This is a genomic window from Pseudomonas viridiflava, from assembly GCF_001642795.1.
Classification (GTDB): Bacteria; Pseudomonadota; Gammaproteobacteria; order Pseudomonadales; family Pseudomonadaceae; genus Aquipseudomonas; species Aquipseudomonas viridiflava.
The window spans coordinates 39,097-55,342 of record NZ_LKEH01000024.1 but is presented as its reverse complement, the minus strand read 5'-3'; the positions used below and the strand labels follow the sequence as shown (position 1 = coordinate 55,342).

General features: G+C 60.7%; 14 protein-coding genes. 12 read left to right on the top strand and 2 right to left on the bottom strand.

What is annotated here, in order from left to right; translation table 11 throughout:
• Positions 1–33: 33 nt before the first annotated feature.
• Both betT and epsC read right to left on the bottom strand, forming a co-directional pair.
• The gene (betT, locus tag AO065_RS10430) at positions 34–1,989 is read right to left on the bottom strand and encodes a choline transporter BetT (RefSeq protein WP_162234374.1); all 1,956 of its coding nucleotides are present in this window, start codon (positions 1,987–1,989) and stop codon (positions 34–36) included.
• A 558-nt stretch (positions 1,990–2,547) separates the two neighbouring features.
• A complete protein-coding gene (gene epsC, locus AO065_RS10425) occupies positions 2,548–3,501 on the bottom strand; it encodes a serine O-acetyltransferase EpsC (RefSeq protein ID WP_004882745.1) in 954 nt (317 codons plus the stop codon).
• Between the two features lie 214 nt (positions 3,502–3,715).
• On the opposite strand from epsC, the gene AO065_RS10420 reads away from it, so the two are divergent.
• From AO065_RS10420 to AO065_RS10365, 12 genes are all read left to right on the top strand, one after another.
• A complete protein-coding gene (locus AO065_RS10420) occupies positions 3,716–4,714 on the top strand; it encodes a D-cysteine desulfhydrase (protein WP_004882746.1) in 999 nt (332 codons plus the stop codon).
• Positions 4,715–4,923: 209 nt separating this feature from the next.
• A complete protein-coding gene (gene tcyJ, locus AO065_RS10415; protein ID WP_004882747.1) occupies positions 4,924–5,721 on the top strand; it encodes a cystine ABC transporter substrate-binding protein in 798 nt (265 codons plus the stop codon).
• Entirely contained in the window at positions 5,718–6,386 is a 669-nt protein-coding gene (gene tcyL, locus AO065_RS10410; protein ID WP_004882748.1) for a cystine ABC transporter permease, read from the top strand. The genes tcyJ and tcyL overlap by 4 nt, the downstream gene beginning before the upstream one ends.
• Positions 6,387–6,389: 3 nt before the next feature.
• Positions 6,390–7,133: an L-cystine ABC transporter ATP-binding protein TcyN gene (gene tcyN, locus AO065_RS10405; RefSeq protein ID WP_004882749.1), complete on the top strand. Its 744-nt coding sequence runs from the start codon at positions 6,390–6,392 to the stop codon at positions 7,131–7,133.
• 573 nt (positions 7,134–7,706) lie between these two features.
• Positions 7,707–8,435 (top strand): hypothetical protein, encoded by a 729-nt coding sequence (locus AO065_RS10400; RefSeq protein WP_004882750.1) that lies wholly within the window; start codon positions 7,707–7,709, stop codon positions 8,433–8,435.
• Positions 8,436–8,887: 452 nt separating this feature from the next.
• Positions 8,888–10,060: an SfnB family sulfur acquisition oxidoreductase gene (locus AO065_RS10395; protein ID WP_235811643.1), complete on the top strand. Its 1,173-nt coding sequence runs from the start codon at positions 8,888–8,890 to the stop codon at positions 10,058–10,060.
• Between the two features lie 25 nt (positions 10,061–10,085).
• A complete protein-coding gene (locus tag AO065_RS10390) occupies positions 10,086–11,291 on the top strand; it encodes an SfnB family sulfur acquisition oxidoreductase (protein ID WP_004882753.1) in 1,206 nt (401 codons plus the stop codon).
• The gene (locus AO065_RS10385; protein WP_004882756.1) at positions 11,291–12,652 is read left to right on the top strand and encodes an LLM class flavin-dependent oxidoreductase; all 1,362 of its coding nucleotides are present in this window, start codon (positions 11,291–11,293) and stop codon (positions 12,650–12,652) included. Before AO065_RS10390 ends, AO065_RS10385 begins: the two co-directional genes overlap by 1 nt.
• Before the next feature lie 131 nt (positions 12,653–12,783).
• Positions 12,784–13,572, top strand: coding sequence for a MetQ/NlpA family ABC transporter substrate-binding protein (locus AO065_RS10380; protein ID WP_004882757.1), 789 nt, complete (start codon positions 12,784–12,786; stop codon positions 13,570–13,572).
• Complete coding sequence (locus AO065_RS10375; protein WP_004882758.1) at positions 13,569–14,699, top strand: methionine ABC transporter ATP-binding protein; 1,131 nt, start codon at positions 13,569–13,571, stop codon at positions 14,697–14,699. The genes AO065_RS10380 and AO065_RS10375 overlap by 4 nt, the downstream gene beginning before the upstream one ends.
• On the top strand, positions 14,689–15,333 hold the full coding sequence (locus AO065_RS10370; protein ID WP_004882759.1) for a methionine ABC transporter permease: 645 nt from the start codon (positions 14,689–14,691) through the stop codon (positions 15,331–15,333). Before AO065_RS10375 ends, AO065_RS10370 begins: the two co-directional genes overlap by 11 nt.
• Positions 15,334–15,378: 45 nt before the next feature.
• The gene (locus tag AO065_RS10365; protein WP_004882760.1) at positions 15,379–16,005 is read left to right on the top strand and encodes a class I SAM-dependent methyltransferase; all 627 of its coding nucleotides are present in this window, start codon (positions 15,379–15,381) and stop codon (positions 16,003–16,005) included.
• The last annotated feature ends 241 nt before the right edge of the window (positions 16,006–16,246 follow it).

Here is a 16,246-nt window from a genome sequence, read left to right as displayed (position 1 = left end):
GAACGATCATCTGAGGATTTCAGGCCCGCTCGATCAACGCACCAGATGCAGGAACTGCATGTGCCGCTCGTACTGGTCGAGCACGTCGTTGATCACCTGTTCCTTGGTGTAACCCACCAGATCGTAGTCCTGGCTGCCTTCACTCAAGTGAACCTCGGCGCGGTAGTAGCGACGGTTGTTCAACTGTTTGGAGCCCATGCCACCGCGTGCGAACGACGGGGTGAAGAACCCTTTCATCTGCACCTGATAGATGAACGGACGTTCCTCGCCATGGCCGATTTCCAGCGTCACCGAGTCGTTGGAAGGATCGGGCATATTGACCACGCTCAGGCCTTTCTCGACAAATACGGCCGTGACCTCGTCGATGGCCGGGCGTACGGTCTGGTCGAGGAAACGGTACACCTCGTCTCGCGACGGATAGTGCACGGCCTGGCTCAGCCGCTGACGCCAGCCGCCACGTCGCGAACCCGACACTGGGGCCAGCGAATACAGCTGTGCGATCTGGCGCTGGGACTCCATGAAGAACGCCTTGTGCAGGCCCCACATCATCAGCAGCAGAATCAGCGAGAACGGCAGCGAGGTCAGCACCACCGCTGATTTCAGCGCATCGATACTGCCCGAGAACAACAATCCGCTGGTGATCAGCGCGGTCGCCACGCCCCAGAACACACGCAGCCATTTCGGGCCATCCTCGTCCGGGTTGCCGCCTTTGGCCGACAGTGTGGAAAGCACCACGGTGCCGGAGTCGGCCGAGGTCACGAAGAATACAAAACTGATGAACACCGTGACGGCAATCACCGTCTTGCTCCACGGGTAGGTTTCCAGCAGCAGGTACAGCGTCATCGAAGGATCGTCGATGGCTGACTGGCCCAGCGCGGTCATGCCGTGGTTGAGCACCTGATCGATGGCACTGTTGCCGAAGATCGACATCCAGGCCAGGGTGAAGCCCAGCGGGATCAGCAATACACCGAAGACGAATTCGCGGATGGTACGGCCACGCGAGATGCGCGCAATGAACAGACCCACGAACGGCGACCAGGCAATCCACCACGCCCAGTAGAACACCGTCCAGCCACCCAGCCAGTCGCTCGGCTCGTTGTAGGCGTAGACGTCGAAACTCTTGGTCGGCAGTGCACCGAGATAGTCACCGATGTTCTGCACCAGGGTGTTCAGCAAGTGCTGAGTCGGACCGGCGAACAACACGAACAGCAGCAGCGCGCAGGCCAGCAGCATGTTGATGTCGGACATCAGGCGCACGCCTTTGTCGACGCCCGCAATCGCCACCAGAATCGCCGCGCCCATCATCAGCGTGATCAGCCCGACCTGAATCCAGTGGGTGTGTGCGACGCCGAACAGGTAATCCAGCCCCGAATTGAGGTGCAGCACGCCGAAGCCCATGTCGGCGCCAAGGCCGAAGATGGTCGCGATGATGCCGAAACCGTCAACCGCGTAACCGATCGGGCCGTTGATGCGCTTGCCGATCAACGGATACAGCGCCGAACGCAGCGCCAGCGGCAGGTTGTGGCGATACGCGAAGTACGCCAGCGCCATGCCGACAAAGGCAAACACGCCCCAGCCATGCAGACCCCAGTGCAGGAACAGCAGCTGCATGCCCTGCCGCGCCGCCTCGGTGGTGCCACCCTCGCCCTGTGGCGGTTGCAACAGGTGAGTCAGGGGTTCGGACACGCAGAAAAAGAACAGCGTGATGCTGATCCCGGCCGCGAACAGCATGCCGGCCCAGGACAGGTAACTGAATTCGGGCTCGTCGTGGTCGGCACCGAGCTTGATCTTGCCGTAGCCAGATACGGCGGTGACCACCACGAAGACCAGATACAGCGTCATGACCAGCATGTAGTACCAGCCGACCGTGTTGGCCGCCCAGTTCTGCGCTGCCAGCAGCCACGCACCGGCGGCTTGCGGGAAGGCGATCACGATGACGCCGAAGATCAGAATAAAGCTCGCAGCGAAGTAAAACACTGGAGCGTTCATGCGGACCGTACCGCTGGGTTGCGTACTCGGAGTACTCATCGACTGCATGCCTCCGGACTGATTGAAACCATTACAAAAAACGCATACGGCAAGGGTTAGCCTCCTGTTGTGAGCGGGCAGCGAACCACCGGTTTAACTTGAATGAACGTTCAATTTAAACACGAAAGGCCCCGTGATTACGAATCGCGGGGCTGTGATTACTGGCTCAGACCTGGGTAGGACGTGTGCAGGAGAGGGTTCGTTCCCGGGTGCGGGATGTGTATGCAGGACGCATTTACGCGTCAGTCGGGAGAGTGACGCGGGGGGTCACAGGCTGCATGCCCATGCGGAGCACTCATCGTTGATGATCGTTCCCACGCTCTGCGTGGTAACGCCGCCCAGGACGCTCCGCGTCCGCTCTTGAATGTGGCGCAGATGCGCGCCCAAGCTCCAGCGTTATNNNCCACGTCATGCGCTCGGCTCNNNATCTGTGCCATTTGTGACGCGGAGCGTCACGGGAGGCATGCCCACGCGGAGCGATGGGCACGATCAGTGTTAAGGCGGACGTGCTACAAAACCCTACTTCTGCGTCCCGTCATCCTGCTGCAGCAGGTTGGCCTGGGTCAGGTTGCAGCCTGCCGGAACGCTGCGGGTCAGCCAGACGTTGCCGCCGATGGTCGAGCCCTGACCAATGGTGATGCGGCCCAGGATGGTCGCACCGGCGTAGATCACCACGTCGTCTTCCACGATCGGGTGGCGCGCGTGGCCCTTCTGCAACTGGCCGTCTTCATCCGCCGGGAAGCGCTTGGCGCCCAGCGTGACAGCCTGATAAATCCGCACTCGCTCACCAATGATGGCAGTCTCGCCGATGACGACGCCTGTGCCGTGGTCGATGAAGAAACTCGGACCGATCTGCGCGCCGGGGTGAATGTCGATGCCGGTCGCCGAGTGGGCCAGCTCCGAGCTGATGCGCGCCAGCAGCGGCAGACCTGCGCGGTACAGGTGGTGGGCAAGCCGGTGGTGGATCACCGCCAGAATGCCCGGATAGCACAGCAGCACTTCATCGACACTGCGTGCCGCCGGGTCACCGTGATAGGCCGCCAGCACGTCCGTGTCGAGCAACTGACGAATACCCGGCAGGGCCGTGGCGAAATCCTGAATCAGCGTCAGCGCATGCTCGTCGATCCCGGCCAGTTCCCTGCCCTGCTGATGGGCCACGTAACGCAGCTCAAGCCGCGCCTGCGCCAGCAAAGCATTGAGCGCGACGTCGAGTGTATGGCCAACATAGAAATCCTCGCTCTCCTCGCGCAGGTCGACAGGACCCAGCCGCATCGGAAACAGCGCGCCGCTCAGGGCCTCGAGAATTTCGCCCATGGCCGCACGCGACGGCAGCTCGCGACCACCATGCTCGCCACTCACGCGGCGGTTGCGCGTGCGCCAGTCCTCACGCGCCGTGCGTAACTGGCTGACGATACGCTGCAACTGCCAATGGCTGGAACGGCCGTCGGCGGATGCTTCTGGAATATCGCTCACGCTGAACTCTCCTTGGTCATGACGATTGGCGACCCGACCGTATCGGGCGCTGCTGCGCTCACTCTACGGCAAACATTCAAGTGGAAAAAATAACAATTTTTGTACGAAATGGCTGAGCGAAGCATAAACACCGATGGGTTGCCGTGTGGGAAACGTCTGCCTATAGTCCGCTGACTAAAGTCCCGCTGACTCTCTACACGGCTCATTTATCTCCATGATCAAAAATCAGCTTGCCCGTTTCAATCGCCTGGACTTGATCAGCGCGCCCACCGCCCTTGAGAAGCTCGACCGTCTGTCGACATGGGCTGGCCGCGACATCTACGTCAAACGTGATGACACCACGACCCTGGCGCTGGGCGGCAACAAAGTGCGCAAGCTTGAATACCTGGCGGCCGATGCGCTGGCACAGGGCGCCGACACCCTGATCACGGCCGGTGCGATCCAGTCCAACCACGTACGCCAGACCGCAGCGCTGGCCGCTCGTATGGGTCTGGGCTGCGTCGCACTGCTGGAAAACCCCATCGGCACCGACGACAGCAACTACCTGCACAACGGCAACCGCCTGCTGCTGGAACTGTTCGACGCCAAAGTCGAGCTGGTCGAGAACCTCGACAACGCCGACGAACAACTGCACGCACTGACCGCTCGTCTGCGCAGCAACGGCAAGAAGCCTTATCTGGTGCCTATCGGCGGCTCGAGTCCGGTCGGCGCGCTGGGCTACGTGCGCGCCGGGCTGGAACTGGCCGAGCAGATCAAACAGACCGGCATCGACTTCGCCGCCGTGGTACTGCCCTCGGGCAGCGCTGGCACCCACAGCGGTCTCGCGCTGGCGCTGGCCAGCGAATTACCGGATCTGCCCGTCATCGGCGTGACCGTCTCGCGCAGTGAAGAAGCGCAGTTTCCCAAGGTTCAGGGCCTGGCCGAGCGCACCGCAGAATTACTGGAAATCCCGATGCCGCAAGGCTTCAAGGTCGAGCTGTGGGACGAGTATTTCGCACCGCGCTATGGCGAGCCGAATGCCGGAACACTCTCGGCGATCAAACTTGTTGCGGGTCACGAGGGTCTGCTGCTTGACCCGGTTTACACCGGCAAGGCGATGGCAGGGCTGCTGGATGGTATCGGACGTCAGCGATTCAACGACGGCCCGCTGATTTTCCTGCACACCGGCGGCGCGCCTGCGCTGTTCGCTTACCCGGATGTATTTTCCAGCTGATCCGGCAGGCAGTGATCAGGGTTATGTCCAAAATGAAAGACGAGCGTCTTTTTAGTTATTTTTGTTCATAACCGGATGGCCTTATAGTGGCGCCCGGCACGCTCAACCTGTCGCGTAACCCACTGAAAAACAACGCTGAATTCCAGCACCCAGACGCGTCCGTCAGGCCCGAAACAGGGCCGACACTTCACACAAAACAAGAGGCTCGCATGAACATTTCCGCTATTCGTCGCACGTTTCTCTTCTCGGCACTGAGCCTGATGCTCGGCACCGGTATTGCTGGACACGCCATGGCAGGCGAGCAACTGCAGAAAATCAAGGATAGCGGCACCCTGAATGTGGGCCTGGAAGGCACTTACCCGCCGTTCAGTTTCGTGGACGAGAACGGCAAGCTGACCGGCTTCGAAGTCGAACTCTCCGAGGCGCTGGCCAAGGAACTGGGCGTCAAGGCGAAGATTCAGCCGAGCAAATGGGACGGCATCCTGGCAGCCCTGGACTCCAAGCGTCTCGACGTGGTGATCAACCAGGTCACCATCTCCGATGAGCGCAAGAAAAAGTACGACTTCTCCGAGCCTTACACCCTTTCCGGTATTCAGGCGCTGACCCTGAAGAAGAATAAAGACACCGTCAAAACGGCTGACGATCTCAAGGGCAAGAAGGTCGGGGTTGGCCTGGGTACCAACTATGAGCAATGGTTGAAGGAAAACGTCAAAGGCGCGGACATCAGGACCTATGACGATGACCCTACCAAGTTTCAGGACCTGAAATCGGGCCGCATCGACGCGATTCTGGTTGACCGTCTCGCGGCATTGGAAATGGTCTCAAAGACCAAGGGCGCCATGGTCGTCGCTGGCGCTCCCTTCTCCCGCCAGGAGTCGGGCATCGCATTGCGCAAGGGCGAGCCGGAACTGCTGGAAGCCATCGACAAGGCCCTCGACAAACTGCGTGCCGACGGCACCCTGGCCAAGCTGTCGCAAAAGTACTTCCAGGCTGACGTGACCAAATGATCGAAGAGAGCCTGAAGCTCGCGCTGGACTCCGCGCCCTTTCTGCTCAAGGGCGCGTATTACACCGTTTTCCTCAGCCTGGGCGGCATGTTCTTCGGACTGGTGCTGGGCTTCGGCCTGGCACTGATGCGTCTGTCGAGCTTCAAGTTGCTGAGCTGGATTGCACGTATATACGTGTCGTTCTTCCGCGGCACGCCGCTGCTGGTGCAGCTGTTCATGATCTATTACGGCCTGCCGGAACTGGGCATCGAGCTGGATCCTCTGACGGCTGCGCTGATCGGCTTCTCGCTGAACATGGGTGCCTATGCCTGTGAGATTCTGCGTGCGGCCATCGGCGCCGTGGAACGTGGTCAGTGGGAAGCGGCGGCCAGTATCGGCATGACCCGCTGGCAGACCCTGCGCCGGGCGATTCTGCCGCAGGCAGCGCGCACGGCCTTGCCACCACTGGGCAACAGCTTCATTTCGCTGGTCAAGGACACGGCGCTGGCTGCAACCATTCAGGTGCCGGAGCTGTTCCGCCAGGCGCAGTTGATCACCGCACGCACCTTCGAAATCTTCACCATGTACCTGGCCGCCGCACTGATCTACTGGATCCTTGCCACGGTGCTTTCGCACTTGCAAAACAAGCTCGAAGCGCGGGTCAACCGGCATGATCTGGAGTCCTGACGCATGATCGTGGTTGAAAAACTCACCAAGGAATTCAAGGGCAATCAGGTGCTCAAAGGCATCGACCTGCGTGTCGAGGCCGGCGAGGTAGTGGCCATCATCGGGCCGAGCGGCTCGGGCAAGACCACCTTGCTGCGATGCCTTAATCTGCTGGAAACACCCACCAGCGGCAGTATCACCGTCGGGGACATCACCATTGATGGCAGCCGCCCCGTCAGCCAGCAGCAGGGCCTTATCCGGCAGTTGCGCCAACAGGTCGGGTTCGTGTTCCAGAACTTCAATCTGTTTCCGCACCGCACCGCACTGGAGAACGTCATCGAAGGTCCGGTGGTGGTCAAGAAGGTCGAGCGTGAAAGCGCAATGACGCTGGGCAGGACGCTGTTGGCCAAGGTCGGCCTGGCGGGCAAGGAAGATGCCTACCCTCGCAGGCTGTCAGGCGGCCAGCAACAGCGCGTGGCAATTGCTCGCGCGCTGGCGATGGAACCGCAGGTGATTCTGTTCGACGAACCGACCTCGGCGCTGGACCCCGAACTGGTGGGCGAAGTGCTGACCACCATCCGCGCCCTGGCCGAAGAAAAGCGCACCATGGTGATCGTCACTCACGAGATGAGTTTTGCCCGTGATGTCGCCAACCGGGTGATCTTCATCGACAAGGGCGTGATCGTGGAACAGGGCGACGCAAAAGAGCTTTTTGCCAACCCGAAGCAGGAACGGACGAAGCAATTTCTGGAGCGAACCAGGGCCTGATCCTACAGCGCCCTTCCCAAAGGCAGCACTTCACACGTGCTGCCTTTTTGCGTTTTACATTTCAAAAAAGATTGTTCGATCAGGATCTTCACTGGTTTTCTGCGATACGCCGGTGGCAACTCATCTAAAGAATGGGTCCGTGCCAACGACGTTCTGTCACATGGCGGCATGCGTTTCCACACAGCCCCCCAAACGCTTTCATGCACCTGCCTTCCTGAAAAAACCGGTTCAGCCACAGCGTTCATTTAAAAGTTTCCTGTGGTAGGACAGTTGATGCCCGCCAAGTAAACAGTTCCGAATATCGGTTGTAGGAAGCATCTAATTTTTCAGAAAAGCCCTACTTGACAGCGGCCGTATATTGACACGATCACGCAAAGCTAATTAGCTCGCCTGAAACAGCCCATTGATAACCGCACAAACTTTCAAGCCACCAATTTCGACACTTTGTAATGTTTGCCATAGCTTGGAAGTTTGCGGTACTTATCAACCCGTCTGTTTTGAGAATTATTTTAGTCAAACATGAAAAGTCGTGACGACTTTTTACTTGAATCCTTGTTTTCAGGAGTACTCGACATGAACCAGACTCTGTGCAAAAACAGCCTCGTAAAGCTGTCGCCCCCTTCTGTTCCGCAGGCCTGCCGACATGGCATCGGTGTCAGGACTGCCTCCAGCCTGACCGTCCACATTGATCCCTATGACAGCATGGATGATGGCGACCTGATAGAACTGTTCTGGGACGGCTGTTACGTCGCGTCGAAAATTCTAACGGCGTCCGACATCGGGACCGCTATCGCCCTACGCGTCCCGGAAAGTTTCCTACAGAACGGCAAGGCGCGTACCTACTATCGAGTCATGAAAGTGGGGGGAATGCCGATCACGTCGGCCTGCCGCAAGCTGTGGGTCAAGCTCAACCCGCCCGGAGGACGGCTGCTCGGCCCCAACGCGGAGGAGAATCAAGGGCTGGCGCCGCTTTACGTGGCGCCTTCGGTGCTGCGTCGAGGCCTGACGCAGCGGCATCTGGACGGCGGATTGCCGATGGCCATCGAGCCCTACCTGAACATGGCGGCCCACGATGAAATCACAGTACGCCTGGGGGATCTGCGCATGGACCTCCCGCCCCTTACTCAGGAAGATATCGGTGAACCGATTGATCTGGTTGTGCCTCCTGACCTGATCATGGAAGCCGGTGACCAGCAACTTGAGGTGACCTATTGCATTATCGACAGGGTCGGGAACAATTCGCTGTGGGCGCCGCCGCGTGAAATAACAATTCCGGCATCGAGTGTCAGGACACCGCAATAACCGGACAACCGCAGACAGACTCGGGGCAACCAAAGGAGCGTTGTAAGCAATAACCGCAGCACGGATAGTTTGCCACCACTTAATATAATTAATTAGCACCGACCGCATTAATCAGGTCCGTTTCTGCAGCAAGGGCGATTAAGACTGAGTCGAGTAAAACAGTTTCGAATCAAACAAGCGGCTACAGTGCTTATTTGAGTGACCCCAGGCTTTCGCCTGACCACGCATTGCCAATCTATGCTTATTCCAAAATGAAAGTTTAAAAATATTTAATACAAGCTTAGGGTATATGCACCGGACCACCGGACATCGTGATGTTTTCAGCCGCAGCGCTTGCGGCCTACCGCTACGAGGTTTCGATGGTCACTTTCACAACCACCCCTGTGGATAACACCAGGGCGATCAAGGCTCCACAAGAGCCCGACGTCGCCCCTCCTTTGGCGCCTGCCAAGGTGCTGCAAAACGACGCGGATGCGATTTCCGCGGCCCATGAACTGGCTGCGGCAGCTCGCGTGCAGGCAGCCCGGCGCGACCAGGAGCGCCTGTTGCCCTGGCCGGAAATCGAGCAGTTCACCCGCAGCGGGCTGGGCAGCATTTCCATCCCGCGTGCCTATGGCGGTCCGCAGGTTTCTTTCGTAACGATTGCCGAAGTCTTCAGGATCATCTCGACTGCCGATCCGGCACTCGGACAGATCCCGCAGAATCAGTTCGGCATCCTCCATTTGCTGCAAGACACGGCCACCGAGTCGCAGAAAAAAGCGCTGTTCCAGAGCGTGCTGGACGGCTGGCGCATCGGCAATGCAGGGCCTGAGCGTGGCACCAAAAACACCCTGGACCTCAAGGCGCGAATCACCGCTCAGGGTGATCATTTCGTGATCAGCGGCCAGAAGTTCTATTCCACCGGCGCGCTGTTCGCGCACTGGGTCGCCGTCAAGGCGCTGGACGAGGAAGGCCGTCAGGTCATGGCTTTCGTCAAACGCGGCTCGCCGGGGCTGCGCATCGTCGATGACTGGTCAGGCGTTGGTCAGCGCACCACCGCCAGCGGCACCGTATTACTGGATAACGTACCGGTCGAGGCCGAGCACGTAGTCGCCAACTGGCGCTTGTCCTTGACGCCCACTATTCAGGGAGCGGTATCCCAACTCATTCAGGCCGCCATCGATGCAGGCATTGCACGCGGTGCCATTGATGACGCCATCGCCTTTGTCCGGGATCGCTCCCGGCCCTGGATAGACGCCAACGTCGAGCGTGCCAGCGATGACCTTTACGTGATCGCCGACATCGGCAAGCTGAAACTCGACCTGCACGCCGCCGAAGCGCTGTTGCGCAAGGCCGCTCAAGTGCTGGATGAAGTCAGTAAAGCGCCCATTGACGAACAGTCGGCCGCCCTCGCCTCCATCGCCGTCGCGCGCGCCAAGGTGCTGACCACCGAGATCTCGCTGCTGGCCAGCGAAAAACTGTTCGAGCTGGCCGGCAGTAGCGCCACCCTCGCCGAATTCAATCTCGATCGGCACTGGCGCAATGCACGGGTCCACACCCTTCACGACCCGGTGCGCTGGAAATACCACGCCGTCGGCACTTGGCATTTGAACGGCACCCTGCCCGCCCGCCATTCCTGGATCTGAACCAGACCACTGGAGCACCCCTTTCATGAGTTTCAATCCACAGGCGCGCGACCACGCAGCGCTGATCACCAGTGACGCCCAGGCTCTGCAGACTGCCCGCGAACTGGCCAACCACTTCAAGACCGAAAGCGCCGTACGCGACCGCGAGCGTCGCTTGCCACATGCCGAACTGGAGCTGTTCAGTCAGTCCGGGCTCTGGGGCATCAGCGTGCCGAAAGCTTTCGGCGGCGCAGGTGTATCGTCGGTCACTCTGGCGCAGGTCATCGCGCTGATTTCGGAAGCCGACGGCTCGCTGGGGCAGATTCCGCAAAACCATTTCTATGCCCTTGAAGTGCTGCGCGTGAACGGCAGCCCGCAACAGCAGAAGCGCTTGTATGCCGAAGCGCTGGCGGGTCAGCGCTTCGGTAACGCACTGGCCGAACTGGGCACCAAAACCGCCCACGACCGCACCACGCGCCTGAAGCGCGAGGGCGACGGCTATCGCATCAACGGCCGCAAGTTCTACGCCACCGGCGCACTGTACGCACAGCGCATTCCGACCTCGGTAATCGACGACAACGGTATCCAACAACTGGCGTTCGTGCCGCATGACAGCGCGGGCCTGACGGTTATCGACGACTGGAGCGGTTTCGGCCAGCGCACAACGGGCAGCGGCTCGGTGGTGTTCAACAACGTGTACGTCGATCCAGACGATGTGGTGCCCTTCCAGAGCGCTTTCGAGCGCCCGACCACGCTAGGGCCGCTGGCACAGATTCTTCACGCGGCTATCGACACCGGCATCGCCCGCGCCGCCTTCGAGGACGCGCTGACCTTCGTCCGCACTCGCACCCGGCCGTGGATCGACTCAGGCATCGAAAAGGCCGTGGACGATCCGCTGACGCTGCACAGCTTCGGCAGGTTGAGCATTCGGCTGCACGCCGCCGAGGCCTTGCTGGAGCGCGCAGGTGAGATTCTGGACATCGCCCAGGCTGACAGCAACGCCGACACCGTGGCCGCCGCCTCCATCGCAGTGGCCGAGGCACGCGCCATCAGCACCGAGATTTCTCTGGCGGCGGGCAGCACGCTGTTCGAACTTGCCGGCAGTCAGTCAACACTCGCCGAGCACGGCCTGGATCGTCACTGGCGCAATGCTCGCGTGCACACGTTGCACGACCCGGTGCGCTGGAAATTTCACGCCATCGGCAATTACTACCTCAACGACACAAACCCTCCGTTGCGAGGGACGATCTGATGGCGCGCAAGAAGATCCTGCTCAACGCGTTCAACATGAACTGCATCGGCCATATCAACCACGGTTTGTGGACCCACCCGCGTGACACCTCCACGCAGTTCAACAGCCTGGAATACTGGACCGATCTGGCGAAGCTGCTGGAGCGCGGTCTGTTCGACGGGCTGTTCATCGCCGACATCGTGGGGGTGTATGACATCTACCAGAACTCGGTGGACGTCACGCTCAAGGAGGCGATTCAGTTGCCGGTCAACGACCCGCTGCTGCTGGTATCGGCCATGGCGGGCGTCACGAAGCATCTGGGTTTCGGCCTGACCGCCAACCTGACTTACGACGCGCCGTACCTGTTTGCCCGCCGCATGTCGACGCTCGATCACCTGAGTCGGGGCCGGGTCGGCTGGAACATTGTCACCGGCTATCTCGACAGCGCCGCCCGCGCCATGGGCCTGAGCGAGCAGGTGGAGCACGACCGACGCTACGATCAGGCCGACGAGTACCTGGAGGTGCTCTATAAGCTCTGGGAAGGCAGCTGGGAAGACGACGCGGTGATCAATGATCGCGAGCAGCGCGTGTATGCCCAGCCGGGCAAGGTTCACAAGGTGCGGCACCAGGGCGAGTTCTATCAGGTGGAGGGTTATCACCTTTGCGAACCCTCGCCGCAACGCACGCCGGTGCTGTTTCAGGCAGGCAGTTCCGAGCGCGGCTTGCAGTTCGCCGGGGAGAACGCCGAGTGCGTGTTCATCAGCGGCCAGAACAAGGCCTCGACCCGCGAGCAGGTGGACAAGGTCCGCGCCAGCGCCGTGCAGGCCGGGCGCAATCCAGACGATATCAAGGTGTTCATGGGCCTGAACGTGATCGTTGCCGCGACTGAAGCATTGGCGCAGGAAAAGCACGCCGAGTACCGCCGCCATGCCAGCGCTGAAGCGGGCGTCGCGCATTTTGCGGCGTCCACCGGGATCGATTTCGCGCAGTACGAACTGGACGAGCCGATTCAGTACGTGAAGAGCAATGCCATTCAGTCGGCCACCAAAAACCTGAAGAACAACGACTGGACCCGCCAGAAACTACTCGATCAGCATGCGTTGGGTGGTCGTTACATCACGTTGATCGGCTCGCCTGAACAGGTCGCCGACGAGTTGGAGTCGTGGATCGCCGAAACCGGTCTGGACGGCTTCAACCTGACCCGCATCGTCACCCCGGAAAGCTACGAGGATTTCATCGATCTGGTGATCCCCGAGCTGCAACGCCGCGGGTCGTACAAGACCGCTTATGAAGACGGCAGCCTGCGCAGGAAACTCTTCCCCCAAGGCACCGACCGCCTCCCGCCGCAGCATGCCGGCGCCGGGTATCGGCAGGGCTCATGAATCATGATCGTGCCCCTGCTCCGCGTGGGCATGCAGCCCTTGATGCTCTGCGTCACAGCATTGGACGCGGAGCGCCCGGGAAAGATCGACATCAACCCATTCGATAACCTGTCAATTCAACGGAATGCACCATGACCAAAACCCTCGCAGCCCTGGCCGTTGGCCTGTTGACCCTGACCGCTCACGCCGCCGATGCGCCGCTGAAGGTCGGCACCACCGCAGCCTTCGCCATTCCGCTTGAAGCTGCGGTGGAAGAAGCCGATAAACAGGGCCTGAAGGTCGAGCTGGTCGAGTTCACCGACTGGATCGCGCCCAACGTCACCCTCGCGGCGGGCGATATCGACGTGAACTACTTCCAGCACATCCCGTTCCTGACCAACGCCAACGAGGCCGCAGGTTTCGGCCTGGTGCCCTACGCGCCGGGGATCATCAACAACGTCGGGCTGTATTCGAAAAAGTATAAAAGCTTCGACGAACTCCCAAGTGGAGCCACCGTGGCCATAGCCAATGACCCGATCAACAGCGGACGCGGCCTGCAACTGCTGGCCAAGGCCGGACTGATCACGCTCAAGCAGGGTGTCGGCTACAAGGCGACCGAAGAAGACATCACCGCCAACCCGAAAAACCTCAAGATCATCCAGGTCGAGGCCGTGCAACTGGTGCGCGCCTACGACGACGCCGATCTGGTGCAGGGCTATCCGGCCTACATCCGCCTGGCCAAGACCTTCCCGGCCGACTCGGCGATCCTGTTCGACGGCATGGACCACCCGGAATACGTCATCCAGTTCGTGATCAAGCCCGAGCGCAAGGACGACCCGCGTCTGGCCAAATTCGTCGACATCTACCAGCACTCGCCTGTAGTCCGCGCCGCGCTGGATAAGGTCAACGGCAAGCTCTACCAGGTAGGGTGGAAAGAATGACCGCCATCGCGCAACGACAACAGCCACTGGACAGACCGGACGCAGGGCACGTCGCGCAACAGACCGAACTGCACCCGGACCTGAATAACGCCCATGTGCGCTTCATCAATCTGGGCAAGACCTACCAGGGTCGGCAAGGCCCGGTGGAGGCGCTGGGCAACATTGATCTGGCGATCCAGCGCGGCGAGATCTTCGGCATCATCGGCCGCAGCGGCGCGGGGAAGTCATCGCTGATCCGCACCATCAATCGTCTGGAACAACCCAGCAGCGGCCGGGTGCTGATTGATCAGATCGACATCGGCGGCTTCAACGAAGACAGGCTGGTGGAGCTGCGTCGTCGCATCGGCATGATCTTCCAGCACTTCAACCTGATGTCGGCCAAGACCGTGTGGCAGAACGTCGAGCTACCGCTCAAGGTCGCGGGCGTTCCCAGGGAACAGCGTCAGCACAAAGTGGCGCAGTTGCTGGAACTGGTCGGCCTGCAGGACAAGCACAAGGCCTATCCGGCGCAGTTGTCCGGCGGCCAGAAACAACGTGTGGGCATTGCCCGCGCACTGGTGCACGACCCGGCGATTCTGCTCTGCGACGAAGCCACTTCGGCGCTGGACCCGGAAACCACGCAATCGATTCTCGGCCTGCTGCGCGAGATCAATCAGCGCCTGGGCCTGACCATCGTGCTGATCACTCACGAGATGGCGGTGATTCGCGACATCTGCCACCGCGTTGTGGTGCTGGAACAAGGTCAGGTCGTCGAGCAAGGCCCGGTCTGGCAGGTGTTCGGCGACCCGCAGCACGAGGTCAGCAAAACCCTGCTGGCACCGCTGCAACCCGGGCTGCCAAAAGAATGGGCCGAGCGGCTGACCGCGGAGCCGCAACAGCCCGACGCCACGGTATTGCTCGACGTGCAGTTCACCGGTGTCAGCGGCCAGGAGCCGGATCTGGCGGCGCTGTTTGCGACGCTGGGCGGCAAGGTGCAACTGCTGCAGGGCGGCGTCGAGCGCATTCAGGATCGAGCCATCGGGCACCTGATTCTGTCGGTCGCAGGCTCACCCTACAGCCGGGAAGAACTACTGGTCCGTGCCCGCAGGCAGGCACCACGCGTGGAGGTACTGGGCTATGGGGTTTGATCGTTTGCTGCAAGGCACTATCGATACGTTTCTGATGGTGGGCGTGTCTTCGCTGATCGCGCTGCTGCTGGGTATTCCGCTGGCGGTGATTCTGGTCACCAGTTCCAGAGGCGGCATCTATGAAGCGCCGGCCATCAACCGGGCGCTGGGCGCCTTCGTGAACCTGTTCCGCTCGATCCCGTTTCTGATCCTGATGGTGGCGCTGATTCCGTTCACGCGGCTGATCGTCGGCACCACATATGGCGTGTGGGCGGCCATCGTGCCGCTGACCATCGCCGCCACGCCGTTCTTCGCGCGCATCGCCGAGGTCAGCCTGCGCGAGGTCGATCACGGCCTGGTCGAAGCCGCACAGGCGATGGGCTGCCGACGCTGGCACATCATCTGGCACGTGCTGCTGCCCGAGGCGCTGCCCGGCATCATCGGCGGCTTCACCATTACGCTGGTGACCATGATCAACTCATCGGCCATGGCCGGTGCGATCGGTGCAGGCGGTCTGGGCGATATCGCCTATCGCTACGGCTATCAGCGCTTCGACACACAAGTGATGCTGACGGTCATCGTGTTGCTGGTCGCTGTGGTGGCGTTCGTGCAACTGGGCGGCGACCGGTTGGCGCGACGCTTCAACAAGCGCTGACGGTCCGGGGTATATTGGCGGCCTTCCCGGACCGGAACGCCTTTGATGAAACTCGATCCCCAGACCCTCGACCAGATCACCGCAACCACGCTGGACAACTACAACCGCGTTGCCGACGACTTTCGCGAAGGCACGCGGGACCATGATGTCAGCCAGAACATCGCCGCGCTGTTGCGCCACATCGAAGGGCCGACGCCATGGCAGATTCTGGATTTTGGCTGCGGGCCGGGACGTGATCTGAAAACCTTCATGGCGCTGGGGCACGTTGCGGTCGGGCTGGACGGCTCCGAGCGCTTCGCCGAAATGGCCCGTACCGAGACCGGCTGCGAAGTGCTGCAACAGAACTTCCTCGAACTCGACCTGCCGCCCGCACGTTTCGACGGGATATTCGCCAACGCTGTGCTGTTTCACATCCCGCGCCAGGAACTGCCCCGCGTGCTGCTGCAACTCCACGCCACGCTCAAACCGGGTGGCGTGTTGTTCAGCTCCAACCCGCGCGGAGAGAATCAGGAAGGCTGGCAAGGCGAACGCTACGGCTCGTACCACGACCTGGAATCATGGCGAGCCTTGCTGACCGAAGCCGGATTCGCCGAACTGGAACACTACTACCGCCCCGCCGGGCTGCCGCGTGAGCAACAGCCCTGGCTGGCGAGTGTCTGGCGCCGGGTGTGAACCTGTCCGTAATGTGACGCGGAGCGATAGGCACGATCAGTGTTGGGGCGGATTTGATGATCGTTCCTACGCTCTGCGCTCATCGTTATACACAAGTCCGGAAGACGCGCAAAACGGGGCCAAAACGTAAGTATCTGACTGAATGCACACCCCGTGGANCTCCCACAGTCCGTGGTCGCAGCAAGACTCGGGTATAACGCTGAGCACAGGCATGGGCATGATCGGCGTGCCTGAGATCACT

Bases quoted from the DNA above. Each gene is read 5' to 3' on its own strand.
- betT (WP_162234374.1), bottom strand. From the start codon at position 1,989: ATGAACGCTCCAGTGTTTTACTTCGCTGCGAGCTTTATTCTGATCTTC.
- AO065_RS10420 (WP_004882746.1), top strand. From the start codon at position 3,716: ATGATCAAAAATCAGCTTGCCCGTTTCAATCGCCTGGACTTGATCAGC.
- tcyJ (WP_004882747.1), top strand. From the start codon at position 4,924: ATGAACATTTCCGCTATTCGTCGCACGTTTCTCTTCTCGGCACTGAGC.
- tcyL (WP_004882748.1), top strand. From the start codon at position 5,718: ATGATCGAAGAGAGCCTGAAGCTCGCGCTGGACTCCGCGCCCTTTCTG.
- tcyN (WP_004882749.1), top strand. From the start codon at position 6,390: ATGATCGTGGTTGAAAAACTCACCAAGGAATTCAAGGGCAATCAGGTG.
- AO065_RS10400 (WP_004882750.1), top strand. From the start codon at position 7,707: ATGAACCAGACTCTGTGCAAAAACAGCCTCGTAAAGCTGTCGCCCCCT.
- AO065_RS10390 (WP_004882753.1), top strand. From the start codon at position 10,086: ATGAGTTTCAATCCACAGGCGCGCGACCACGCAGCGCTGATCACCAGT.
- AO065_RS10385 (WP_004882756.1), top strand. From the start codon at position 11,291: ATGGCGCGCAAGAAGATCCTGCTCAACGCGTTCAACATGAACTGCATC.
- AO065_RS10380 (WP_004882757.1), top strand. From the start codon at position 12,784: ATGACCAAAACCCTCGCAGCCCTGGCCGTTGGCCTGTTGACCCTGACC.
- AO065_RS10375 (WP_004882758.1), top strand. From the start codon at position 13,569: ATGACCGCCATCGCGCAACGACAACAGCCACTGGACAGACCGGACGCA.
- AO065_RS10370 (WP_004882759.1), top strand. From the start codon at position 14,689: ATGGGGTTTGATCGTTTGCTGCAAGGCACTATCGATACGTTTCTGATG.
- AO065_RS10365 (WP_004882760.1), top strand. From the start codon at position 15,379: ATGAAACTCGATCCCCAGACCCTCGACCAGATCACCGCAACCACGCTG.